The organism is Arenibacter certesii DSM 19833 (assembly GCF_000429545.1).
Taxonomy (GTDB): domain Bacteria; phylum Bacteroidota; class Bacteroidia; order Flavobacteriales; family Flavobacteriaceae; genus Arenibacter; species Arenibacter certesii.
On record NZ_AUCB01000005.1, the window covers coordinates 187,565 to 210,225 of the forward strand.

Consider the following 22,661-nt stretch of genomic DNA (forward strand, 5'->3'; position numbering starts at 1 on the left):
TAACGACATCCCAGATTCGCAATAATATTTACCTTTATTTCGGATCTGGATTTTTTATTGCCTCCCTTTTATAAGCATCATAACCACCAGTAAGATTTACCACTTTCTTATACTCCATATCCTGCAACTTTTTCTGGGCTTGTCCGCTACGCCCTCCTACCTTACAGTATAGATATATGGTTTGATCTTTATCTACCTCCCGGAACTTATCAGCGAAATCTGCATCAAACCAATTTATGTTTTTAGCATTTTTAATATACCCATTCTTAAACTCTTCTGGAGTTCTTACATCGATCAAAATACCATTTTTAAGTAGTTTTTGGTCAAATTCCGAAATAGGCAAATCGCCACTTACCTCTTGTTGACAACTTGCAAGAAAAGGCAAAAACAGTAGTAAACAATAAAATGATATTTTCATAACAAATAGGTTGAAACCAAAATTAAGCAATCCCAGTCAAAAAAAATCAATTACTTTTGAACTTACAAAACCTATGACTAAGCAAATATTAAATCCGGACACTTGGGTAGATCGTTATTCAGACTATCTTTTCAACTATGCCGTAACCCGAGTAAACGATGCCGAGATTGCCAAGGACTTGGTGCAGGAAACGTTTTTTGCTGGGTTAAAATCGGCAAAAAATTTTAAAGGGGACGCTGCTGAGCGCACATGGCTCATCTCCATTCTTAAGCGGAAGGTAATTGACCACTATCGTAAGATAAATTCTCAAAAAGCTAAGTCCATGGTCCGTATTACCCCAAACCGGGATACGGAGAACGAGGGCAATTTTATAGAACAACAAGTTGCAGATCCAGATAGCCTTTTAGAAAATAGCGAAATAGAGAATAAAGAATTGGGCAATGCCATACATGAGTGTATTAATAAACTCCCAAAGAAACAGGCATTGGCTTTCACCTTAAAAACAATAAATGGATTAAGTACCGAAGAGGTATGTAAGGAGCTAAATATAAATCCGTCTAATCTTTGGGTAATCATTCACAGGGCAAGAACCGTTCTTATGGATTGCTTAAACACTAATTGGTTCAAAATATGAGGAATTGTAAAAAGGCTGAACTTATATGCACCAAGATTCAGTACAAAGAGGCCACAATTTTAGAAAAAATTCAGATTCGCATTCATTTAATATTATGCCGTACCTGTAGAATCTTCGTAAAGAAGAACAGCAAGCTCACTTCTTTATGTGACCAGGCCAACCTAAAGGCTCTTCCTGCAGAAGAGAAGGAAAAAATGAAGAAAATATTATCCGAAAGACAATAGAAATCGCTCTAACAGCAGCACTACTCCCCACCATAAGATGGGAATCCCCTCTACCCAAAATGACGAAAAATATTTAGACTGCATCTTCTTGGTCCTATAAAGTATTACCCATAAAACAAGGAGTACTATTCCTTTAGCAAGAAGCTCTAAGTGAGTAGTGTGCATCTTTATAAAAGTAAATAAGAAAAACAGCAAAGCACCAAAGCCCCCCATTAATTTGGAATTTAATAATCCATAGCGCTGCGGTAATGTATTAAGCGCCCGATCATCATACTTTAAGTCCCTTATTTCAAATGGAATCATTAAAACCAGGACTAGGACAAATCGTTGAATACCTTCAATAACTACATCCCAACCTAGGTGTAAATTTTCGGACATCACAGGCAATATAACTGTTGTTCCGGCCCATACTAATGCTACAACAAATATTTTGAGTCCGCCTAAACTTCTTAGGCTCTTCACTCGCGGAAGCAGAGGGATTGCATATAAAAAGGTTAACAACAACAAGAACCCAATACCCATCCAAACATTTAGAGTGATGTAAAATGCATGATACAAGGCCATAGCACCAGCCAAGAAACTTACAATTTGAATATATCCATGATAGGTATTGGAAACTAAGATATACTTCCTTGCCTCCACTCCATACTTAACAAAATTGTAACAGACTATGGTACCAAAAAACACCAAATAGGAAAAATTATGATCTCTTGTTATTCCAAAAAAGATACCAGTAACCTCTATTAACGCAAAAACCGCCAATGCCGTGTGAATACTGGAATCCAGATAAAAATCGAACAAGCGTTTTAGGTAATACATAGGTAAATGAACAGCAAACTGTTTACTAGTTGATTTATGGGTTAAGAACTTTAACAGTGAACCTTATTAAACCTACAAAATAATTATAAATAATGAGTACTTTTGCAAACCATTATTTCAGATAAAAAAATCAAATTATGAGGACAGATGTATTTGCCCTACGCCACATTGGTGTTGGAGAAAAAGATCTTCAACAAATGTTGGAAACCATTAAAGTTGCAACCTTAGACGAGTTGATTGCAGAGACTATCCCCGAGGATATTAGGTTAAAACAACCACTGGTTCTGGATCCGCCTATGAGCGAAAACGAATACCTGTCTCACATTCAGGATCTATCCGAAAAAAACAAGGTATTTAAAACTTATATAGGTCTTGGTTACCACGAGGCCTTCACTCCTTCGGTTATCAAGAGAAACATTCTTGAAAACCCAGGTTGGTACACCGCTTATACGCCTTATCAAGCAGAAATTGCTCAAGGTCGTTTAGAAGCTTTACTAAATTTCCAGACCATGTTGGTAGACCTAACAGGAATGGAGCTCGCCAATGCTTCACTGCTAGATGAGAGTACCGCAGCGGCAGAAGCTATGACCATGCTATATGAGGTTCGTTCGAGGGCAAAAAAGAAAAGTAAAGCGCAAAAATTTTTCGTTTCTGAAGAAGTTTTGCCACAGACCCTCTCCTTATTAAAAACAAGATCGGCACCATTAGATATTGAGTTAGTTGTAGGCAATCATGAGGATTTTGATTTCAGTGACGACTTCTACGGTGTTCTTTTACAGTACCCAGGCAAAAACGGACAGGTTCACGATTTTGCTCCCTTTGCTGCTAAAGCAACAGAAAAAGATATTAAAATTGCCGTAGCAGCAGATATTTTAAGCTTGGTTATGCTAACCCCTCCTGGTGAGTTTGGTGCCGACGTGGTGGTAGGTACTACCCAACGATTTGGTATCCCACTAGGGTATGGCGGACCTCATGCTGCCTATTTTGCCACCAAAGAAGAATATAAAAGAAGCATCCCCGGTAGAATTATTGGTGTCACTAAAGATAGGGACGGCAAGCCTGCACTTAGAATGGCACTACAGACAAGGGAACAACATATAAAAAGAGACAAGGCTACTTCCAACATATGTACCGCGCAGGTACTATTGGCCGTTATGGCGGGAATGTATGCCGTATATCATGGTCCAAAAGGATTAGAGTACATTGCTAATAAGGTACACACCTCAGCAACTACTTTAACTAAAAGCCTAGAGAAACTAGGAGTAAAACAAATAAACTCCTGTTACTTTGATACCATAACGATAAAGGCAGATGCAGTAAAAGTTAAAGCGGTAGCTGAAAAGCATGAAGTAAATTTCCTTTACATTGACGACAACACCATAGGGATTTCGTTAAATGAAGCGACTACTTTAAAAGACCTTCAGGGCATTATCACTATTTTCGCGGAAGCATTGAACATAGAGGCCAACACCATTCAAGAATTAGATGGCGGTTCTGCGATTAATCCTGCTGTAAGGAGAAACTCGCCGTTTTTAGAAAACGAGGTTTTTAACTCCTACCATTCCGAAACTGAGTTAATGCGGTACATAAAAAGACTGGAAAGAAAAGATCTGGCATTAAACCATGCTATGATTTCCTTAGGGTCTTGTACTATGAAGCTAAACGCAGCATCAGAAATGCTTCCTATTAGCATGGCTCGTTGGGGAAATATACATCCTTTTGCACCAATAGACCAGGCAAAGGGATATCAAACAATCCTAAAAGAATTAGAAAAAGACCTTAACATAATTACTGGGTTTGCTGGCACCTCCCTACAACCAAACTCTGGTGCACAAGGAGAATATGCTGGATTGATGGTTATAAGAGCCTATCACGAGTCCAGAGGAGAAGGACATAGGAACATATGCTTAATCCCTGCTTCTGCACACGGGACCAATCCAGCCTCAGCAGTAATGGCAGGAATGAAAGTTGTGGTTACCAAAACCGATGAAAACGGCAATATTGACGTGAATGATTTGGCAGAAAAAGCCATTTTACATAAAGACAATCTTGCCGCATTAATGGTTACCTATCCTTCTACCCACGGGGTTTTTGAATCGTCTATAAAAGAAATCACCAAATTGATCCATGATAATGGTGGACAGGTGTACATGGATGGCGCCAACATGAACGCCCAAGTAGGACTTACCAATCCAGCAACGATTGGCGCTGATGTTTGCCACTTAAACCTGCACAAAACTTTTGCTATCCCTCACGGGGGAGGTGGACCTGGAGTAGGGCCTATATGCGTAGCTGAGCAATTGGTTCCATTTTTACCAGGCAACCCCGTAATTAAAACTGGTGGAGAAAAGGCAATTACAGCGATATCAGCTGCTCCATGGGGCAGTTCTTTGGTATGCTTAATTTCTTATGGGTATATAAAAATGCTAGGGGAAAGCGGACTTACCCAATCTACGAAGACCGCTATCCTAAATGCCAATTACATTAAAAATAAATTAAGCGGTAAGTTCGAAGTACTCTATACGGGGGAAAAAGGAAGAGCAGCCCATGAAATGATTATAGACTGTCGCCCTTTTAAGGAAAATGGTATTGAAGTATCCGATATCGCCAAAAGGTTAATGGACTATGGCTTTCACGCCCCAACAGTTTCCTTCCCTGTAGCCGGAACCTTAATGATAGAGCCAACAGAGAGTGAAAGCTTGTCAGAACTAGATCGTTTTTGCAGTGCCATGCTATCCATAAGAGAGGAAATAGAAGAGGCATCGTCAGAAGACAGTAATAATCCGCTAAAAAACTCCCCACACACATTGGAAATGATTACTTCCGATAACTGGGAGTTCCCTTATAGCAGAGAAAAAGCAGCTTTCCCTTTACCTTATATCATGGAAAATAAGTTTTGGCCATCAGTAAGACGTGTAGATGAAGCCTATGGAGATCGTAATTTAATCTGTACCTGCGCTCCTATAGAATCCTATATGGAGGCATAGAATCGCCTATAAATCAATAAGTTAACAGCCCTTTAGATGTATCTGAAAGGCTGTTTTCTTTTTTCAGTTATAGGAACACCTCGATTGAACATCGTAGCAATTTTCTATACAGAAAAAATATATAATCCATTGTCCTATATTTATACTAAAATCAGTACCCTATTATGAAAATTGCTATTACAGGAACTGGCTCTTACATACCTACAGAAGTAACCAAAAACACGGATTTTCTTGACCACGAATTTCTAAATGATGATGGAACCCCATTTAATCATCCCAATGAGGTAATTATCCAAAAATTCGAGAGTATTACTGGTATCAAAGAGCGCCGTTATGCAACAAAGAATATAAACACTTCCAACATGGCTTATTTTGCTGCTGAAAAGGCTATCGCCGATGCAGGTATCGATAAGGAAGAGTTGGATTATATTATTTTCGCCCATAATTTTGGCGACGTCACAGAAGGTAAAGGTCAAGGTGATACTTTACCTAGCCTAGCAACTAGGGTAAAGCACCAATTAAAGATTAAGAATCCTAAGTGTGTGGCATACGACTTAATGTTTGGATGCCCGGGCTGGTTAGAGGGTATAATTCAGGCCAATGCATTTATAAAAAGTGGTATTGCCAAGAAATGCTTAGTTATTGGCGCGGAAACACTTTCTAGGGTTGTAGACAAGCATGATCGCGACTCCATGATCTACTCGGACGGCGCTGGTGCAACCATAGTGGAGGCTAAGGAGGATAGCGGTCAAATATTAGCTCATAATAGCGCTACTTATGCCAATGGGGAGGCCTATTTCTTATTCTTTGGCGAAACCTACTCTAAGGAGAACGAAGATGACCATAGATACATTAAAATGTATGGGAGAAAAATCTATGAGTTTGCTGTCATTCATGTCCCAAAGGCTATAAAAGAATGCTTGGATGAGAGCGGGGTAGACATATCTGAGGTGAAAAAGATTTTTATTCACCAAGCAAACGAAAAAATGGATGAAGCCATAATTAAACGGTTCTACAAGCAATTCAATCAAGAAATGCCTGTGGGTATAATGCCCATGAATATCGCGAAATTAGGGAACAGTTCTGTTGCCACCATTCCTACCTTATACGATATGGTAAGAAAAGGAAAAGTGGAAAATCAAACAATTTCCAAGGGAGATGTTGTTATCTTTGCGAGCGTTGGCGCTGGAATGAATATAAACGCCATGGTATACAAAGTATAACTATAAATAGCCCATGTACGAGAAAACATTTCCGAACAAACGTTTTAAAAAAACACTTTCCTTTCTACAAAAACACGTATCCCCCGATCAATCCATCTTGGATTTGGGCGTAGAAAACCCGTTTTCTAGAATCATGAAAGAAAACGGCTATAAGGTATCCAATACCAAGGGAGAAGATTTAGATTTAGATTTCACTTCTGTACAGAAAAGTAGTGCTGAAGTAGTTACTGCCTTCGAGATATTTGAACACCTAATTGCTCCCTTCAACATCCTTACCGAAATAAAATGCAACAAATTAGTAGCCAGTATTCCATTGAGATTATGGTTTTCTCCAGCCTATAGGAGCAAAACCGACCCTTGGGACAGACATTACCACGAGTTTGAGCCATGGCAATTTGACTGGCTATTGGAAAAAGCTGGATGGGAAGTAAAGGATAGCGCCAAATGGACCAATCCAGTAAATAAAATAGGACTAAGACCATTACTACGAAGCTTTACCCCCCGTTATTATATTGTTTACGCAGAGCGGAAAACCCATTCCGAAGGAAATCCCCAATAAAAGTACTTATTGGCTCTAAAAGCTTTAGACTCCCCATACTTGTATTTTGTATTTTAGAAGCTGTTTAACGAAATAGATGAAATATCAAATTATCATCCCAGCACACAATGAGGGCCAGTTCTTGTCGGTTAATTTACAATCCGTAGCAGACCAAACCCTAACACCTATAAAGGTGATAGTTGTAAATGACCACTCTACGGATAACACCGAAGATATTATAGATCAATTCACAGCCAAATATCCCTTTATCACCAAACTCAATACCACTTCCTCTACAGAACACATGCCGGGAAGCAAAGTAATCAACGCATTTAACAAAGGCTTGAAACAAATTGACCCCGATTACGATTTTCTTGTCAAATTAGATGCGGACACTGTACTACCTCCTGACTATTTTAAGACCATCTCAGCTATTTTTCATCACAATCCAAGGATAGGTATTGCTGGCGGATTTATCTACGAACAAGACAAGGACGGCAACTGGAATTTAAACCATCCTATGGACAAGGACCACGTTCGCGGCGCATTCAAGGCCTATTCCAGAAGCTGTTTTAGCGCTATTGACGGTCTTAGAAATGCAATGGGATGGGATACGGTAGATGAGTTGCTTGCTCAGTACCATTCCTTTGAAATACACACAGAGAAGAGCTTAGCGGTTAAGCACCTTCGCCCACTAGGAAAGGCGTATAACAAGAAAGCGAGACTGCTGCAAGGCAAAGCTATGTACACCATGCGATATGGATTATTAATAAGCCTTATAGCCTCCTTAAAAATGGCCATTAAGCATAAAAAACCGAAAGTCTTCTGCGATAACATGCAGGGCTACTTTAATGCAAAAAAAGAAAAGTCCAACTTTTTAGTAAATGCTGATGAAGGGAAGTTTATTAGGCAATTAAGATGGAAAAAAATAAAGGCCAAACTTTTCTAGGAAGAAAAATTTGACCCTTAATATATCTCATTTATACTAACAGACTATTCGAGCACCTCAACTAAAGGTTTTCCTGTAGTTCCCGAAGGAAATGCCATTCCCAATAGGGCTGAAATGGTTGGTGCAATATCAGGAATTTCAGACCTATTTGTTGTACTCCCTTTTTTAATCCCCTTTCCAAAAAACAATAAAGGCGAATGGGTATCGTATATCCATGGAGACCCATGAGTAGATCCTGTGCTACTATAACTAATACTTGCTGGATTATACACGATTATGATATCTCCAGAACGCTTCTGATTGTAACCGTTCTGGAGAATATTTGAAATTCCTTTGGTATAATTATTTTGCCACATCTGATTGGCGGTATATACCTTATAAACCCCTTCATATAACATAAGTTCTTGAGCGATTTCATTTTGAAGATCGGCAAGGTCCATTTCTAAATTCTTCACCACCTTATGATCCAAGAATATCTGATCGTTAGAAATATTTTTAATAATTTCTGTAGACCCAAAAGTAAATTTCAGATAATCATTTAATTTACTTTTAATATCAGCTTGATCTATATAATTAGCTGGTATTTTCTGATCTTTTAAATATGCAGGAACATGTACTGCTGCATGGTCTGCAGTTAGAAAAACAGTGTATTCCCCTGCTCCAACTTTCTTATCCAAACTTTTAAAAAGGCGCTCCAGATCTTGATCCAAGCGTATATATGTATCTTGTACTTCCTTGGAATTAACCCCCCATTTATGCCCCACATAATCAGGGCTAGAATAACTAATTGCTAAGAAATCCGTGACATTATCCTCACCCAAAGATTCATTCTCTAAAGCTGCCAGTGCAAAATCAGTAGTAAGATTGTTTCCAAATGGAGTGCTTGCAAGCATACTATATTGGTCATTATCATCCCACAAAGCTTCTAAGTCGTATGGAAAAGTTGCTGTAGTTTTCCCTTTCCACAGGCCTTCATAATTATTATTATCCGTTCCACTTTCTACATACGTATTTATGTCCTTTAAAGTACTCCAAGTCCTTTTGTACGTATCTACGCTTCTCTTATCGTTAAAATCCTTTACCCACTTGGGCAATTCATCCATGTAATAAGTACTGGTTATCCAATTACCCTCATTACCCCCTTTAAACCAGTAGGCTGCATTGGCAGAATGTCCACCTGGTAAAACGGCACCTCTATCTTTTATGGCAACTGCAATTACCTTCCCTTGCATTTGAGTATGCAACCTCAATTGATCTGTCATGGTAGTGGACAGCATTCTGTGAGGGGACATTTCTCCGGCGCTAGAAGCAGTCCCTACCGAACTATATGAGTCATCCGAGGCACAGTAAACACTTTTATCATCATACTTATCGTACCAATCATTTCCAATTACGCCGTGAATAGCTGGAGTAGTACCAGTATAAACAGATGCATGTCCTGGTCCGGTATAAGTGGGCGCGTAATTAAAATGATTGTTTTTAAAGTTAAAGCCGTCATTAACCATTCGTTTAAATCCACCTTCACCATAGTGACCCCAAAAACGTGTCAGATAATCATACCTCATCTGATCTACTACAATTCCAACCACTAATTTTGGGCTGACTGCAATTTCCTTAGCCTCTTTAACTTCAATAAGTTCTGTTTTTTTCCTAGCTTTTCGCTGAGCCTGCAATGGACTACCGCTATACCCTAGGAACACTAATAAAAACAACATTAAGGCACCTTTATTCCTCATTTTTATAAATTTTATTTTCATCAAAAATATAGAAATAAAACCTTTATCGCTCGATTGAAGGTTAAATGATTCTTAATATTGTTATTTTTACAGCTACAAGCTTATTTAAATTAAATGAACTATTTAGCATCTATAGGCAGTTACTTTATTATGATCAAGGAGGTTTTCAAAAAACCAACAAAATGGTCGGTAATGAAGCAACTGATTTTAAAGGAAATTGACGAACTTATTTACGGATCCCTCGGCATAATTATCTTTATATCATTTTTCATTGGAGGTGTTGTAGCGATACAGACGGCCTTAAATATCACAAGTCCGTTAATACCTAGGAACCTTATTGGATTTGCCACTAGGCAATCGGTAATATTAGAGTTTGCTCCTACCTTTACCTCTATCATAATGGCAGGGAAAGTAGGGTCTTACATCACATCTAGTATAGGGACAATGCGCGTAACGGAACAAATTGACGCCTTGGAAATTATGGGAGTAAATTCTCTGAATTACCTGGTATTTCCCAAGATTATTGCAATGTTGTTTTATCCTTTTGTTATTGCTATTGCCATGTACGTAGGTATATTTGGTGGCTGGGTAGCAGGTGTTTTTGGCGGATTTAGTTCTAGCGCCGATTTTGTAGAGGGGCTTCAATTGGATTTTATCCCTTTTCACATCACCTATTCTTTCATAAAATCGATTGTTTTTGCCCTGCTTATTGCTACCATTCCTTCTTTTCATGGATATTATATGAAAGGCGGAGCGCTGGAAGTAGGTAAAGCAAGTACTACCTCCTTTGTGTGGACCAGTGTAGTTATTATTATCGTAAACTATGTGCTAACACAATTATTATTAGGCTAATGATAGAAGTAAACAACATACACAAATCTTTTGGCGACACCCATGTTTTAAAAGGGGTCAGTTCTCATTTTGAAAAAGGCAAGACAAACTTGATCATTGGTCAGAGTGGGTCCGGAAAGACCGTATTTATTAAATGTCTATTGGGCCTCTTTAGTACGGATGAAGGTACCATTAGTTATGATGGAAAAATCTATTCTGAACTAACTGGAGACGAACAGCGGGATCTTAGACAAGAAATGGGAATGGTATTCCAAGGCAGCGCCTTGTTTGATTCCATGACCGTTGAAGGCAATGTGATGTTCCCACTGGGCATGTTTACCAAGCAGTCCAAGTCCGAGATGCAAGACAGGGCAAATATAGTTCTAAAACGGGTAAACCTTATAGATGCTCATAAGAAATTCCCTTCGGAAATATCAGGAGGTATGCAAAAAAGGGTAGCCATTGCTCGGGCCATAGTTATGAATCCCAAATATCTTTTTTGCGATGAGCCCAATTCAGGATTAGACCCAAAGACGGCAATATTAATAGACAATCTGATTCATGAAATTACCCAAGAATATGATATTACTACGGTAATTAATACTCATGACATGAATTCAGTTATGGAGATAGGCGAAAAAATAATCTTCTTAAAAAACGGCCTTAAAGAATGGGAAGGTAGTAATAAGGAAATTTTCAAAACAGATAATGAGGCGGTAACGGACTTTGTTTATTCCTCAGAGCTGTTTAAGAAAGTACGCCAAATGTACATCGAGGAAAGAAATTAGATTTCATCCTCCCGAACCTGAATTTTAGCATTCTTTAATCTTAATCGCAACCACTCCGTTAATTTTTGGGTGTCTTTTGATTTCTGCTGTTTGGACAGCCCTTTTTCCCATTGTACAGTAAAAACGGGAATGGTATCCAGTTTATTAAAATCTGTTGTAAAGGTATAGGCAAAACCCAAGTTGCTTAAATTCTCATAATTGGTCTTTGCTTCAGCACTAATATCCTGAAAAGGTATTTGCTGCGCGGCAAATGCACTCATCCTCTCTACTGCTTCTTTTAAAACCTGTATCTGCTCTTCCTTACTTAAAAGCTCTGCTTTTTTAGATTCATAAAGTTCGTTAACATACTTCATCTGATCTAATTCCGCACTCTTGGAACCCTGCACAATCTTTAACTCTACGTCCCTTAATTTAACATATTCGTTCTTCTGGGTATTCCAGGTAGAAATAATATTATCAGGGATAGTTTCACTACCCATAAATACCAATTCTATATAACCATTTTTCCCTTGACCATATGCTATTTCTGTTAGGTTATCTAAATACCTACCCTCTCCTGGCAGCTCATAAGGAGCTATATTATTGGAGATAAACTGTTTAGCCTCCTTTCTAAAAAGGGACTCTTGGAAGACATTATAGAAAGTAAATCCGGCCGGAATCATAACCAAGATTGCAACGATGGAAGCCATTCTTGCTATAAACCTTCTTCGCTGTGAATTGGCATACCTCACCATAGGAAAACGCAATATTTTTATCACCAAGAAAGTAGCCAACCCGATAAAAATAGTGTTTATTGTAAAGAGATACATAGCTCCGGTAGCATATCCAAAATTACCTATGGCCAATCCAAATCCAACAGTACACAGTGGTGGCATTAAAGCGGTGGCAATTGCCACACCAAAGATTACACTGGCAATGGTACCTTTTTTTGCCCTAGCGATTACAAGCGCCAAACCACCAAAAAAGGCTATTAGTACGTCCCTAATATCCGGGGCGGTACGCGCTAAAAGCTCAGAGGACTCATCCCGTAAAGGAAAAAGATAGAAAAACAAAAAAGCGGTGAATACACTCAGCACCACCATTACCGCAAAATTCTTTATAGATCGTCTTAGGGTATCAATATCATTGGTAGCTAGAGAAAGCCCCATCCCTAAAATAGGGCCCATTAAAGGAGAAATTAACATCGCGCCTATCACCACTGCCGTAGAGTTGGCATTAAGTCCAACAGATGCAATAAAGATAGAACAGATCAAAATCCAAGAGGTATGTCCCTTAAAGGGAATATCTGCAATAATGGACTCCTTGGTGGCTTCTTGATCAGTGTTATTGCGAATATCTAAGAGATCCTTCAGAAATATTCCTACTCCTCCTAAAAGCCCCTTAAAGTCTTTCTTTATATCCTCTGGGTTTCCATTAGGGGCTCCCTGCTCATTACCTTTAATTAAATTCTCCTCCATATTTAGACAAACTGATCGCCAAATTGATCTTTAACTTTTGAAACTACTTTTTTAATATCCTGCTCCTTAGATTTGGGATATATTAACAATACATCTTCCTTATCTATGATTATATAATCGGATAACCCATCAACAACGACAATTTTTCCTTTTGAGGAACGAATCATATTGCCTGTGGCATTCTCACTCATCACTTGGGCATTTACCAAAGCATTTCCATTATCATCTTTATCCAATTTGTCATAAAGAGATCCCCAAGTCCCCAAATCGTTCCAATCAAAAGAGGCTGGTAAGACATAAATATTGGTAGACTGCTCTAAAATAGCGTAGTCTATAGAGATATTTTCTGCCTTTGGATAATGCTCATTAATAAACGCGCTTTCTTCTTCTGTATTGTAATAAGCCAATCCCTTCCTGAACAAGCTGTATTGTTCTGGACAATATTTTTCAAATGATTTTATTATGGTTTCCACACTCCACATAAATATTCCTGCATTCCATAAAAAATTCCCTTGCTCTAAAAATCCCTTAGCCGTTACATAATCTGGTTTCTCCCTAAACTGCATTACCTTCTTTAAAGGAGACGACTCCTTTTTCTCATATTCTATATACCCAAAACCGGTATTTGCAAAAGTTGGATTAATACCTAAGGTACAAAGAACGTTTTCTTGTTTACATTTTTCAAAACAGGCAACCACATCCTTGGCAAATGCCTCTTCATCTTCGATCCAATGATCGCTAGGTGCAACAATCATTACAGCATTTGGGTCTTTCTTCTGTATTTTTAATGCGGCATATAAGATACATGGCGCAGTATTGCGCATGGCCGGCTCCAATACTATCTGGTCCTCATCTACCAAAGGCAGTTGCTCCAGTACCAAGTGATTATATCTCTCGTTGGTTAATATGAGTATATTTTCTGTAGGAATAAATTTATTCAACCGCTTAAACGTCTTTTGAATCAAAGTGTCACCGGTCCCCAACATATCGTGAAATTGTTTCGGATTGTCAGAGGTACTTACAGGCCAGAACCTAGATCCCACCCCGCCAGCCATCAAAACAGCATAAAAATTTATATTCATCCTTTTGTTACTTAAGTTTTTATCAACTCCACTTCGGCATTCGGCTGAAAAAGATACATTCTTCCCGTTGCCACTTCAACACATTCGTAACGCTTTACTCTTCTATTCTTCTTCTGAAACAATTTACCGTTATAAATTCGGAATATGCTTCCGTGAGGCAATTCAAAAACATAATTCTTTCCCTCCTCCCTGTTATCATATTCCTTAAGTGCAATAGATAATCTAGCATCCGTATCACTACTAGCTCTTGGATTCCTAAAGTGATTTGCCAATAACGGTAATAAATTTGAAGGAAACACCTCTGGCCTAAGAAACGGAAGCATCAGCATTTGAAATGTTCTTTTCCATTCCATACCATGTGGTTTAATAGCCCTCCCATACTTTTCAAAGGCTACCAGATGTGCTATTTCATGCACCAAGGTAATCAAAAATCGATATTTGTTCAAGCTCACATTAACGGTGACTATATGTGAACCATTTGGTAATTTACGATAATCCCCATGTCGCGTAACACGTTCTTTTACGATTTTTAAATTTACCTGATTCTCCTTTATTAGCTGCAGACATAACCCCACCGCTCTCTCCGGAACATACTTTTCCATTACTTCCCGCATAGTCACAAAATTAGAAATTTTAAAATGGTATTGAAGCTTTCCAATTTATTTTATAAAATTTTCGTGCTAAGGATATAAGAATAGCCATCAACAATATATCCCATCACTATTTTAACGCTATTTACAATAAGTTTTATCGCACTTAAACTAGTTCTAGGATCAATAAAAAATCAATAATAGTGGCAAGATCAATAGTCCTGTTTACTTTTTTAAAACCGTAAGTGAAGCAAACTAATACTATATATACGTTTTAAATTTAGCAACCATAGCATTACAACCAATTAGGAAAGATATTAGATGAGGTACAAAAATCCTATCTGAAACAATATAATTGTGGCAATTTTGCTCTATTTTGAAACATATTGTGCATTTTTACACTTTCCTTAACGCTTATTAGACCACTGTTTGCCCTAACTTAGCGGTTTGCAAGTCTAGGATTAGGGCATGCTAAACACAGCTTTAAAAACCTGTACATCTTTCACTTAACACTAAAAATAAAACTATACCGTTATCCACGATATGAACGATTTAAAAACAACCAATAGACTACTACTGATCATAGTGATCCCTCTTGTATTTTATTTACTAAAATTGTTGTCGTTTATTTTTATTCCTTTAATTTTCTCCATGTTCATCGCTCTGTTGTTTTTACCTCTGATGCGATGGCTAAATAAAAAAAAGGTATCCAAGCCGATCAGTATTTTTATAGTGGCCCTTATTATTTTGGTCGTTCTTAAAATAGGAGGCGGGTTAATACAACTTTCTAGTCAGGAATTATTATCTGCGGACAACCAATTTCTGCAAAACGCGGAATCTAAATTAGAGCAACTGCTTGTAAGTTTGGAAGAGGATTTTGGCCTCCCGTATTCCGAAGACAAGAACATCCTGAACAATATTTTCCCTCAAGAGAATATGATGAAAAATTTCGGGACCACTTTGGATTTTCTGGGCAATACCATTACCATGATCTTGATGACCGTCTTCTTTGCCGTACTGTGGCTAGCCGAATCCATTAATTTTCAAAAGTTAATGAACACCACCATTTTAAAACAAAAACACACCTCTGTAAAGACTTTCCTAAAAATTGAGAAGGATCTTATAAAATTTATTAAGGTGAAGTTTTTGGTAAGTCTATTTACAGGGGTTGGTATTGGATTGGCATGTGTATTCTTTGACGTTAGCTTCCCTATATTCTGGGGATTATTTGCTTTTGCCATTAATTTTGTTCAAATGGTAGGCTCTTTCGTATCGGTTATCCTCTTAAGCTTATTCGCCTTTGTTGAACTAGAAACTACTAGCACCCTACTTTTCTTTATCCTTTCTATTTCTGGCGTTCAGGTGCTTTTTGGATCTATACTAGAACCGGTGTTTATGGGGAAATCCTTCTCTATAAATATTATTACCGTACTAGTAATGTTAATGCTTTGGGGCTATATATGGGGAGTTCCTGGATTAATTATGGCCATCCCCCTTACGGTATTTTTCAAAATAATACTAGAGCAATTTCCACAAACCAAAGTAGTGGCCAATCTAATTTCGGGGAACGGAGCAACCGTACAGCTCCCTAAAAATAGATCTAAAAAATAGCATTACCTTAATTTTTCGCAAATAGCACTGCTTGGGATTAAGGAGTTGAATTGGAAACCTGGAGCAGTTTCCCGTTGTATAACTTATTTCCGTTAAGCGAAAAATCCTTAATATATGTCGCCATTTCGTAAGGGGTAGTATTTACCTCGTAGCCAGGGAAAGCCTCTTGTAGCATTTCTGTTTGTACAGCGCCTAAGGCCAGAACATTAAATGCGGGACCACTCTCTTTAAATTCTTCTGCCCAAAGCTCTGTCATGGTAATTACGGCCGCTTTACTGGAACTATAAGCAGACAGTCCAGGGAACTTTACACTACCCTGTACTCCTCCCATAGTACTTATAGAAACCACATGTCCGCTGGCAGGCATAAGGGGAATTATCCTTTGGGTAAGTTTTGCCACGCCAAAAACGTTCACCCTATAAACCTCTTCAAACTCCTCCATGGAAGTTTCCAAGAACGGCTTGTTCACTAATTTTCCAGCATTGTTAATTAGAATATCTACTTGCTTCCAGTTTTTATTGAGAAAGGAGTCCAGCTTTTCAAAGTCTTTTTCCTTAGCCAGATCAAACGAAAAACTAGTGATGTTTTTATTTTCCAATGCAGCTATAGGCGCATCGTTCCTAGAAAGGGCCAAAACTTGGTGGCCATCATTGGCAAACAATTGCGCCAATTGAAAGCCAATTCCCCTACTACTCCCTGTAATAATAATATTTGCCATTAGTAATATTTTACTTCTTTTATGGGGGCATTAACTATCCCCTCCAAAACAGGTATCATTTTATTTACAACGTTCGCCATATGCCTAAAATCCATTATAGCTGCTTCATCCCCCACTTGGTGATAATGGTCAAAATTGGTAAAGTCAAAAGTGGAAAAAGTTTGGGAAGGGATTCCTATCTCGGTATGGAATGGATAATTATCGGACCGCATAAACAAGTTATACTCTTGAGCGGTTGGAAGAAAACCTACCAAGTTTTCTTTAGCATATCTGTTGCTAATTTCCGCTAAATTTGATTTCTCATATCCGGTAAGGTACATCAAGTAATCCTTGTCTGGCATTGGTAAACCTATCATTTCAAAATTAAGCATCGTATAAAGGTCCAAATTCGCATTTTTTAATTTTTCAGCTAAATGCTTGGCCCCTAATAATCCTTTTTCTTCGGCGGAGAACAACGCGAAGATAATGCTTCGCTTATTGTTTCGTGCTTCACCAAAATAACGAGCAAATTCCAGTACTGCCGTAGTCCCAGAAGCATTATCATTGGCGCCATTTGCTATACTATCTCCTGCAACTGGAGGTACTATACCAATATGATCATAGTGTGCCCCAATTACCACAAATTCATTTTTCAGCTTTTTATCCGTACCTTCTAAATATCCCACAATATTATAAGTAGGCAGCTCAAAGTTTGATAAAGTGTCCTTATAGCTAGAAAAATATGGAGCAACACCATGGTTTTTAAGGTAATCCTCTATATACTGACCAGCAATATTTATTTCTTCAGTTCCGGACTCCCTTCCTTTTAACTCATCTGAGGCCAAAAAACTAATAATCTTCCCTACACCTTCGCTCTTTGAAAAAGACTTTGAGGAAATACTTTTATTACCAGACAAGGCTTCAGAACTTTGCGCTATCCCAGAATTCTCGGTAGCTCTGGCATCCTTGCCAAGAAGAACTGTTTGATCTATTTTGGATCCACCACATGACATGGCTAAACCTGCGAACACTAAAAGGATACTACTTCTCATTTACAATTAATTTATGTTGAAGTGATTGATCTAAATATAATCCATTTCCGAAAAGGAACTGTAATGTACTTAGCTATCAATCTTTAAATATAAAAAAAGCATCCTGAAAAACAGGATGCTTAATATCAATTCTTGTTTTGCCCTGCAAATATCACCAATATATAAATTGGAATTATACATCCCAAAAATATGATGGACACATTTGTATTTTTTAGGCGAGCATGGTCACAGGGTTTTCCAGATATGCTCTTAAGGTCTGTAAAAACTGGGCACCCGTAGCACCATCAACGGTCCTATGGTCACACGCCAATGTAACTTTCATTGTACTTCCAACAACAATTTCCCCGTTTTTCACCACTGGTTTTTCTTCTATTGCCCCAACCGACAAAATTGCGGAATTGGGCTGATTGATAATAGATGTAAACTCAGAAATCCCAAACATTCCAAGGTTAGATACGGTAAAGGTACTACCCTCCATTTCTGCTGGAGTTATTTTCTTATTTCGTGCCTTACCAGCAAGGTCTTTAACAGAGGCTCCAATCTGGGTAAGCGTCATTTGATCTGCAAACTTTAACACAGGAACCAAAAGTCCGTCTTCTACAGCTACCGCCACACCAATATGAACATGGTGATTAATCCGAGTAGTTTCATTATTCCAAGTAGTATTCACCTGCGGATGCTTTTTCAACGCCATTGCACAAGCCTTAACTACCATATCATTAAAGGAAACCTTGGTATCTGGAAGACTGTTTATTTGAACTCTAGAAGCCTTGGCAGAATCCATATCTACCTCAATAGTTAGATAATAGTGTGGTGCAGTAAATTTAGACTCTCCTAAGCGTTTGGCGATCACCTTACGCATTTGTGAGTTCTTAACTTCTTCTACCCTCTCTTCACCTACAGGTAAATTAATAGGGGCAGCAGGAGTAGTTGACTTAGCCGCACCAGCCTTCTCTTCTGAAGATACTGCTCTCTCTGCAGACTTTGGTGTAGGCTGATATTCTTCTATATCTCTTTTTATAATCCTACCTTGATCCCCGCTACCTTTTACATCTCTTAGATCAACACCTTTTTCTTCTGCAATCCTTTTGGCTAAGGGTGAAGCAAAGATTCGCTGCCCTTCATTAGCTGCAGGGGTATCCGATTCATCTGTAGATGCATCTGCAGTTGAATGTTTGGACGCTTCTTTAGGAGCCTCCTCTTTTTTAGAAGCAGCTTTACCACCACTTGCCAAAACAGCCTCTACATCTGTACCTTTTGGTCCAATGACAGCAAGAACTGCATCTACAGGAGCGGTTTCTCCCTCTTGGATCCCAATGTGCAATAGCACTCCAGAATAAAAGGATTCGAACTCCATAGTAGCCTTATCCGTTTCTATCTCCGCTAGTATATCTCCCTCTTCTACCTCATCGCCTACTTGTTTCAACCAAGTAGCTACAGTGCCTTCCTCCATCGTATCACTTAGACGCGGCATTTTTACCACCTCCACTCCTTCTGGAATGCCTGCAGTATCACCACTATCTTCTTTCTTTTCTTCCTCAGCGGTTTCAACTACTTCATCTTCCTTATCTTCCTTATCTTCTTTGGTTTCGGAAGAGGAATTAAGCAAAGAAGAAATATCTTCGCCTTCTTCTCCTATTATGGCAAGAAGAGAATCTACAGGAGCCGTATCACCTTCTTGGATACCAATATGCAATAGCACACCTTCATTAAAGGATTCAAACTCCATAGTGGCTTTATCAGTTTCAATTTCCGCCAATATATCTCCTTCTTCAATCTTGTCGCCTACCTGTTTTAGCCACTTAGCAACTGTACCCTCTTCCATGGTATCGCTAAGTCTTGGCATATTTATTACTTCTGCCATTTACTTATATTTTATGTTGTACAAATGGATAATCCTCTTGATCGTAAACCATATCATATAATTGGTTGATTGGTGGATATTCTGACTCGTCTGCGAATTTCTCACACTCTGTAACCAAATCTTTTACCCTTTTATCTATCGCCTTAATATCTTCTTCAGTAGCGTAGTCGTTTTCTTTGATAATTTCTAAAACTTGGGTAATTGGATCAATCTTCTTGTATTCCTCAACCTCTTCCTTAGTTCTATAACTTTGAGCATCGGACATTGAGTGACCTCTATAACGATAGGTTTTCATTTCCAAGAAGGTAGGACCTCCTCCTGTTCTTGCACGTTCTATGGCCTTGCTCATTTCTTTGGCAACTGTAACTGGATCCATTCCATCTACAGGACCACATGGCATTTCATAACCAAGTCCAAGCTTCCATATTTCGGTAGAATGTGATGTTCTAGCTACCGAAGTACCCATAGCATAACCATTATTCTCACATACAAAGACCACTGGTAATTTCCAAAGCATTGCCAAGTTGAAACTTTCGTGCAAAGAACCTTGTCTTACCGCACCGTCTCCCATATAACATATTGTTACCGAATCGCGCTTAAAGTACTTGTCTGCAAAGGCCAAGCCGGCTCCTAAAGGAATTTGTCCCCCTACAATACCGTGACCACCATAAAAACGATGCTCTTTAGAGAAAATATGCATGGATCCCCCCATACCTTTAGAGGTACCTGTAACTTTTCCATACAGCTCTGCCATTACTTTTTTAGGATCTTCTCCCATTCCTATAGGTTGCACATGATTCCTATAAGCGGTAATCATTCTATCCTTAGTCAAATCCATGGCATGAAGTGCACCGGCCAATACCGCTTCTTGTCCATTGTATAGATGTAAAAATCCACGAACTTTCTGTTGAATGTACGAGGCTGCTAGTTTATCCTCAAATTTCCGCCAGAACAACATGTCCTCATACCACTTAAGGTAGACCTCTTTGGTTATTTTTTCCATTAATCATCAATTTTTGAAGTATATCGTATTATTTAAAAGTCCTGCTTAAAATAAAAACGGAGAACAAAAATACATATATAAATCAATAGGAAAAAAATAATATTTAAAAGGTTTGGATAAACACGCCCCATCCCCTGCATCCTATGTCTTATACCATGCAATAAATCCGCTTAAAATCTATCTCTACTTCCTTTTAACCTACCCTAAGAACGTACTATTAAACGCTAGGGGAAGGATATCGGAAACAGAATGACACTTAAGCACCTCCCCGGTTTCCCCAGTCATGATAATCGCAATTGGAGCCTTTTGTTTGATTTCGTACTCTGAAATGGACTGACGACAATTTCCACAAGGCGCGGCAGGCTTATCCATTACATAATTCCTAGAAGTAGCACTGATGGCTATAGTGACGATTGGAACGTGTGGATATTTTGCTGCTGCGTAATAGATAGCCACCCTTTCTGCACATAATCCCGCAGGATAACAGGCATTTTCTTGATTATTGCCTTGGACAACCTCTCCATTACCCAATAGGATGGCGGCTCCTACCTCAAAATTAGAATAAGGGGAATAGGCTTTCTTACGAGCACTAATTGCTGCTTCCATCAATTTTGAATCCTTTTCTTCCAATTCCTCTCGGGAATTGTAAACCAACAATTCAAAAGATATATTTCTTTTTTCCATGGTATACTCCTTATTATATATCCTACAAAAATACAGAAAACCGGCTCAAGGCCAGGTTTTCTGTATTTTTAAAAAGAAGACCATTCTCCGTTAGTCATTATAAAAATAATCCCCTAGGTTAAAGGTTAAGGAGAACCTCAATGTATTTTCCAATGGATTTCTCACCTTAGAGGTAGAGAATAAATAAGAAAGATCTATTTGCGTAGAATTAAACAAAAATCCAGCACCTAGAGTAAAGTATTTTCTTGATCCTTTAAAATCGCTCTCATTAAAATAACCTGTTCGCAACATAAAGGATTCTTGATATGAATATTCTGCCCCCAAAGCCCAAGTAAGTTCTTTAAGCTCCTCGCTGAAACCGTCAGGAGCATCACCGAAGGATTTAAAAACTCCTTCAAAGAAGGAAATTTTCTGATACTCATCATTATCAGTAGCATCTATTCTTCCATCATTATTAAAGTCTTGTGGAGTTGGCACCAATAATTTATTGAATTCCGTGGTTAACCCCAATACATTATCCTGATCGAAAATAAAATCAAATCCTACTCCGGCCTTTAGATTAGTCGGCAGAAAATTCTCTTGCCCCCCATCATCGTATTTAATCTTACCACCCAGGTTCGAAATATTAAAACCTGCTCTCCAACGCCCATCAAATTCCCTATACGCCATTTCTCTAGATCTATAGTAACCAGAAACATCCACTGCAAACGCACTTGCAGCTTTGGAATCTTCGGCACCATCACCAGGCAGCTTTAGATTAGAACTTATATAACGTCCTGCAACGGACATGGAAAAGGTCTGACTTAATTTTAAGGAATAAGAACCGTCAAAAGCGACTTCATTAGGTTTTGCCAAGGTCCCTGGATCTCCGGCAAATTGCCGCAATTCTATTTCACCCAAAGTAAAATAGCGAATCCCCAGCGCAAAAGCACTTCTATCATTAATTTTATTATGAAAACTAGCACTGAGCAATGAAATATCGGTAATTATGCTTTCCAAATATGGTGTATAACTAATTCCAAATCCCATTTTTCGCTCAGCAAAAGCAAATTTTGCGGGATTCCATTGTTGCGAAAATGCATCCGTAGAGGTAGCAACCCCAACATCACCCATACCGGAAGCCCTTGCATCTGCGGCGATTGTTAAAAAAGGGACAGCAGTTGTTATCACCCTATCTTCCTGTGCAGAAACCTTAAATACCACACAGAACAGACATAGTATTATAAATTTTTTCATTTTAAACAGTCTAATTAATAGTTCGCGCAAATCTCTAAAATTATAATTAATTAAAAGATATTTTTAGTCCTAATACAATAATCAACGACTATTTTAATATTATCTTGTAAGAACAGAGGAATATTTACCAAAATATGTTCATTTCAGGAATAATCGCCATATTTGCGGTCCAATTGTCGTTGATAAAAATAATTTTTATATTTTTCGCAAAGAAGTAACCATAAGCCATACTAGATTA

General features: G+C 38.4%; 21 protein-coding genes. 9 read left to right on the plus strand and 12 right to left on the minus strand.

The annotated features are described in order from the left end of the window. Window positions 1–34: 34 nt before the first annotated feature. The gene (locus G466_RS21315) at window positions 35–418 is read right to left on the minus strand and encodes a rhodanese-like domain-containing protein (RefSeq protein ID WP_034234457.1); all 384 of its coding nucleotides are present in this window, start codon (window positions 416–418) and stop codon (window positions 35–37) included. A gap of 73 nt (window positions 419–491) precedes the next feature. On the opposite strand from G466_RS21315, the gene G466_RS0102885 reads away from it, so the two are divergent. Next, window positions 492–1,052, plus strand: coding sequence for an RNA polymerase sigma factor (locus G466_RS0102885; RefSeq protein ID WP_026812300.1), 561 nt, complete (start codon window positions 492–494; stop codon window positions 1,050–1,052). Then, window positions 1,049–1,276: a hypothetical protein gene (locus tag G466_RS0102890; protein WP_026812301.1), complete on the plus strand. Its 228-nt coding sequence runs from the start codon at window positions 1,049–1,051 to the stop codon at window positions 1,274–1,276. The genes G466_RS0102885 and G466_RS0102890 overlap by 4 nt, the downstream gene beginning before the upstream one ends. On the opposite strand, the gene G466_RS0102895 is transcribed toward G466_RS0102890, so the two are convergent. Next, window positions 1,259–2,095 (minus strand): UbiA prenyltransferase family protein, encoded by an 837-nt coding sequence (locus G466_RS0102895; RefSeq protein ID WP_026812302.1) that lies wholly within the window; start codon window positions 2,093–2,095, stop codon window positions 1,259–1,261. The two genes, G466_RS0102890 and G466_RS0102895, sit on opposite strands and share 18 nt — an antisense overlap. 137 nt (window positions 2,096–2,232) lie before the next feature. On the opposite strand from G466_RS0102895, the gene gcvP reads away from it, so the two are divergent. The 4 genes from gcvP to G466_RS0102915 all read left to right on the plus strand — a co-directional run bounded on the left by gcvP (window position 2,233) and on the right by G466_RS0102915 (window position 7,792). Beyond that, window positions 2,233–5,082: an aminomethyl-transferring glycine dehydrogenase gene (gene gcvP, locus G466_RS0102900; protein ID WP_026812303.1), complete on the plus strand. Its 2,850-nt coding sequence runs from the start codon at window positions 2,233–2,235 to the stop codon at window positions 5,080–5,082. Between the two features lie 164 nt (window positions 5,083–5,246). After that, on the plus strand, window positions 5,247–6,305 hold the full coding sequence (locus G466_RS0102905; protein ID WP_026812304.1) for a 3-oxoacyl-ACP synthase III family protein: 1,059 nt from the start codon (window positions 5,247–5,249) through the stop codon (window positions 6,303–6,305). A 13-nt stretch (window positions 6,306–6,318) separates the two neighbouring features. Then, window positions 6,319–6,864 (plus strand): class I SAM-dependent methyltransferase, encoded by a 546-nt coding sequence (locus tag G466_RS0102910; protein ID WP_026812305.1) that lies wholly within the window; start codon window positions 6,319–6,321, stop codon window positions 6,862–6,864. Between the two features lie 76 nt (window positions 6,865–6,940). Continuing rightward, the gene (locus tag G466_RS0102915; protein WP_026812306.1) at window positions 6,941–7,792 is read left to right on the plus strand and encodes a glycosyltransferase family 2 protein; all 852 of its coding nucleotides are present in this window, start codon (window positions 6,941–6,943) and stop codon (window positions 7,790–7,792) included. Window positions 7,793–7,836: 44 nt separating this feature from the next. On the opposite strand, the gene pafA is transcribed toward G466_RS0102915, so the two are convergent. Next, complete coding sequence (gene pafA / locus G466_RS0102920; RefSeq protein WP_026812307.1) at window positions 7,837–9,528, minus strand: alkaline phosphatase PafA; 1,692 nt, start codon at window positions 9,526–9,528, stop codon at window positions 7,837–7,839. Between the two features lie 114 nt (window positions 9,529–9,642). On the opposite strand from pafA, the gene G466_RS0102925 reads away from it, so the two are divergent. Together G466_RS0102925 and G466_RS0102930 are read left to right on the plus strand one after the other, a co-directional pair. Continuing rightward, window positions 9,643–10,380 (plus strand): MlaE family ABC transporter permease, encoded by a 738-nt coding sequence (locus tag G466_RS0102925; protein ID WP_026812308.1) that lies wholly within the window; start codon window positions 9,643–9,645, stop codon window positions 10,378–10,380. Further along, the gene (locus tag G466_RS0102930) at window positions 10,380–11,147 is read left to right on the plus strand and encodes an ABC transporter ATP-binding protein (RefSeq protein WP_026812309.1); all 768 of its coding nucleotides are present in this window, start codon (window positions 10,380–10,382) and stop codon (window positions 11,145–11,147) included. Before G466_RS0102925 ends, G466_RS0102930 begins: the two co-directional genes overlap by 1 nt. Here G466_RS0102930 and G466_RS0102935 read toward each other — a convergent pair. The 3 genes from G466_RS0102935 to G466_RS0102945 are packed head-to-tail and all read right to left on the minus strand — an operon-like array spanning window position 11,144 to window position 14,300. Next, complete coding sequence (locus tag G466_RS0102935; protein WP_026812310.1) at window positions 11,144–12,604, minus strand: DUF389 domain-containing protein; 1,461 nt, start codon at window positions 12,602–12,604, stop codon at window positions 11,144–11,146. The two genes, G466_RS0102930 and G466_RS0102935, sit on opposite strands and share 4 nt — an antisense overlap. A 2-nt stretch (window positions 12,605–12,606) precedes the next feature. Continuing rightward, window positions 12,607–13,686, minus strand: coding sequence for a mannose-1-phosphate guanylyltransferase (locus tag G466_RS0102940; protein WP_026812311.1), 1,080 nt, complete (start codon window positions 13,684–13,686; stop codon window positions 12,607–12,609). An 11-nt stretch (window positions 13,687–13,697) separates the two neighbouring features. After that, entirely contained in the window at window positions 13,698–14,300 is a 603-nt protein-coding gene (locus tag G466_RS0102945) for a SprT-like domain-containing protein (RefSeq protein WP_026812312.1), read from the minus strand. 519 nt (window positions 14,301–14,819) lie between these two features. On the opposite strand from G466_RS0102945, the gene G466_RS21320 reads away from it, so the two are divergent. Next, window positions 14,820–15,887 (plus strand): AI-2E family transporter, encoded by a 1,068-nt coding sequence (locus tag G466_RS21320; RefSeq protein WP_051315499.1) that lies wholly within the window; start codon window positions 14,820–14,822, stop codon window positions 15,885–15,887. 37 nt (window positions 15,888–15,924) lie between these two features. On the opposite strand, the gene G466_RS0102955 is transcribed toward G466_RS21320, so the two are convergent. From G466_RS0102955 to porV, 6 genes are all read right to left on the minus strand, one after another. After that, a complete protein-coding gene (locus G466_RS0102955) occupies window positions 15,925–16,605 on the minus strand; it encodes an SDR family NAD(P)-dependent oxidoreductase (protein WP_026812313.1) in 681 nt (226 codons plus the stop codon). Next, window positions 16,605–17,636 (minus strand): M28 family metallopeptidase, encoded by a 1,032-nt coding sequence (locus tag G466_RS21325; protein WP_034234460.1) that lies wholly within the window; start codon window positions 17,634–17,636, stop codon window positions 16,605–16,607. The genes G466_RS0102955 and G466_RS21325 overlap by 1 nt, the downstream gene beginning before the upstream one ends. Window positions 17,637–17,847: 211 nt before the next feature. Then, on the minus strand, window positions 17,848–19,500 hold the full coding sequence (locus G466_RS0102965) for a pyruvate dehydrogenase complex dihydrolipoamide acetyltransferase (RefSeq protein ID WP_026812314.1): 1,653 nt from the start codon (window positions 19,498–19,500) through the stop codon (window positions 17,848–17,850). Window positions 19,501–19,504: 4 nt separating this feature from the next. Further along, entirely contained in the window at window positions 19,505–20,503 is a 999-nt protein-coding gene (pdhA, locus tag G466_RS0102970) for a pyruvate dehydrogenase (acetyl-transferring) E1 component subunit alpha (RefSeq protein WP_026812315.1), read from the minus strand. 198 nt (window positions 20,504–20,701) lie between these two features. Continuing rightward, a complete protein-coding gene (gene cdd / locus G466_RS0102975) occupies window positions 20,702–21,187 on the minus strand; it encodes a cytidine deaminase (RefSeq protein ID WP_026812316.1) in 486 nt (161 codons plus the stop codon). Between the two features lie 90 nt (window positions 21,188–21,277). Further along, window positions 21,278–22,423, minus strand: coding sequence for a type IX secretion system outer membrane channel protein PorV (porV, locus tag G466_RS0102980; protein ID WP_026812317.1), 1,146 nt, complete (start codon window positions 22,421–22,423; stop codon window positions 21,278–21,280). Window positions 22,424–22,661: the final 238 nt, after the last annotated feature.

Coding starts and splice junctions, on each gene's coding strand:
- G466_RS21315 (WP_034234457.1), bottom strand. CDS start 418: ATGAAAATATCATTTTATTGTTTACTACTGTTTTTGCCTTTTCTTGCA.
- G466_RS0102885 (WP_026812300.1), top strand. CDS start 492: ATGACTAAGCAAATATTAAATCCGGACACTTGGGTAGATCGTTATTCA.
- G466_RS0102890 (WP_026812301.1), top strand. CDS start 1,049: ATGAGGAATTGTAAAAAGGCTGAACTTATATGCACCAAGATTCAGTAC.
- G466_RS0102895 (WP_026812302.1), bottom strand. CDS start 2,095: ATGTATTACCTAAAACGCTTGTTCGATTTTTATCTGGATTCCAGTATT.
- gcvP (WP_026812303.1), top strand. CDS start 2,233: ATGAGGACAGATGTATTTGCCCTACGCCACATTGGTGTTGGAGAAAAA.
- G466_RS0102905 (WP_026812304.1), top strand. CDS start 5,247: ATGAAAATTGCTATTACAGGAACTGGCTCTTACATACCTACAGAAGTA.
- G466_RS0102910 (WP_026812305.1), top strand. CDS start 6,319: ATGTACGAGAAAACATTTCCGAACAAACGTTTTAAAAAAACACTTTCC.
- G466_RS0102915 (WP_026812306.1), top strand. CDS start 6,941: ATGAAATATCAAATTATCATCCCAGCACACAATGAGGGCCAGTTCTTG.
- pafA (WP_026812307.1), bottom strand. CDS start 9,528: ATGAGGAATAAAGGTGCCTTAATGTTGTTTTTATTAGTGTTCCTAGGG.
- G466_RS0102925 (WP_026812308.1), top strand. CDS start 9,643: ATGAACTATTTAGCATCTATAGGCAGTTACTTTATTATGATCAAGGAG.
- G466_RS0102930 (WP_026812309.1), top strand. CDS start 10,380: ATGATAGAAGTAAACAACATACACAAATCTTTTGGCGACACCCATGTT.
- G466_RS0102935 (WP_026812310.1), bottom strand. CDS start 12,604: ATGGAGGAGAATTTAATTAAAGGTAATGAGCAGGGAGCCCCTAATGGA.
- G466_RS0102940 (WP_026812311.1), bottom strand. CDS start 13,686: ATGAATATAAATTTTTATGCTGTTTTGATGGCTGGCGGGGTGGGATCT.
- G466_RS0102945 (WP_026812312.1), bottom strand. CDS start 14,300: ATGCGGGAAGTAATGGAAAAGTATGTTCCGGAGAGAGCGGTGGGGTTA.
- G466_RS21320 (WP_051315499.1), top strand. CDS start 14,820: ATGAACGATTTAAAAACAACCAATAGACTACTACTGATCATAGTGATC.
- G466_RS0102955 (WP_026812313.1), bottom strand. CDS start 16,605: ATGGCAAATATTATTATTACAGGGAGTAGTAGGGGAATTGGCTTTCAA.
- G466_RS21325 (WP_034234460.1), bottom strand. CDS start 17,636: ATGAGAAGTAGTATCCTTTTAGTGTTCGCAGGTTTAGCCATGTCATGT.
- G466_RS0102965 (WP_026812314.1), bottom strand. CDS start 19,500: ATGGCAGAAGTAATAAATATGCCAAGACTTAGCGATACCATGGAAGAG.
- pdhA (WP_026812315.1), bottom strand. CDS start 20,503: ATGGAAAAAATAACCAAAGAGGTCTACCTTAAGTGGTATGAGGACATG.
- cdd (WP_026812316.1), bottom strand. CDS start 21,187: ATGGAAAAAAGAAATATATCTTTTGAATTGTTGGTTTACAATTCCCGA.
- porV (WP_026812317.1), bottom strand. CDS start 22,423: ATGAAAAAATTTATAATACTATGTCTGTTCTGTGTGGTATTTAAGGTT.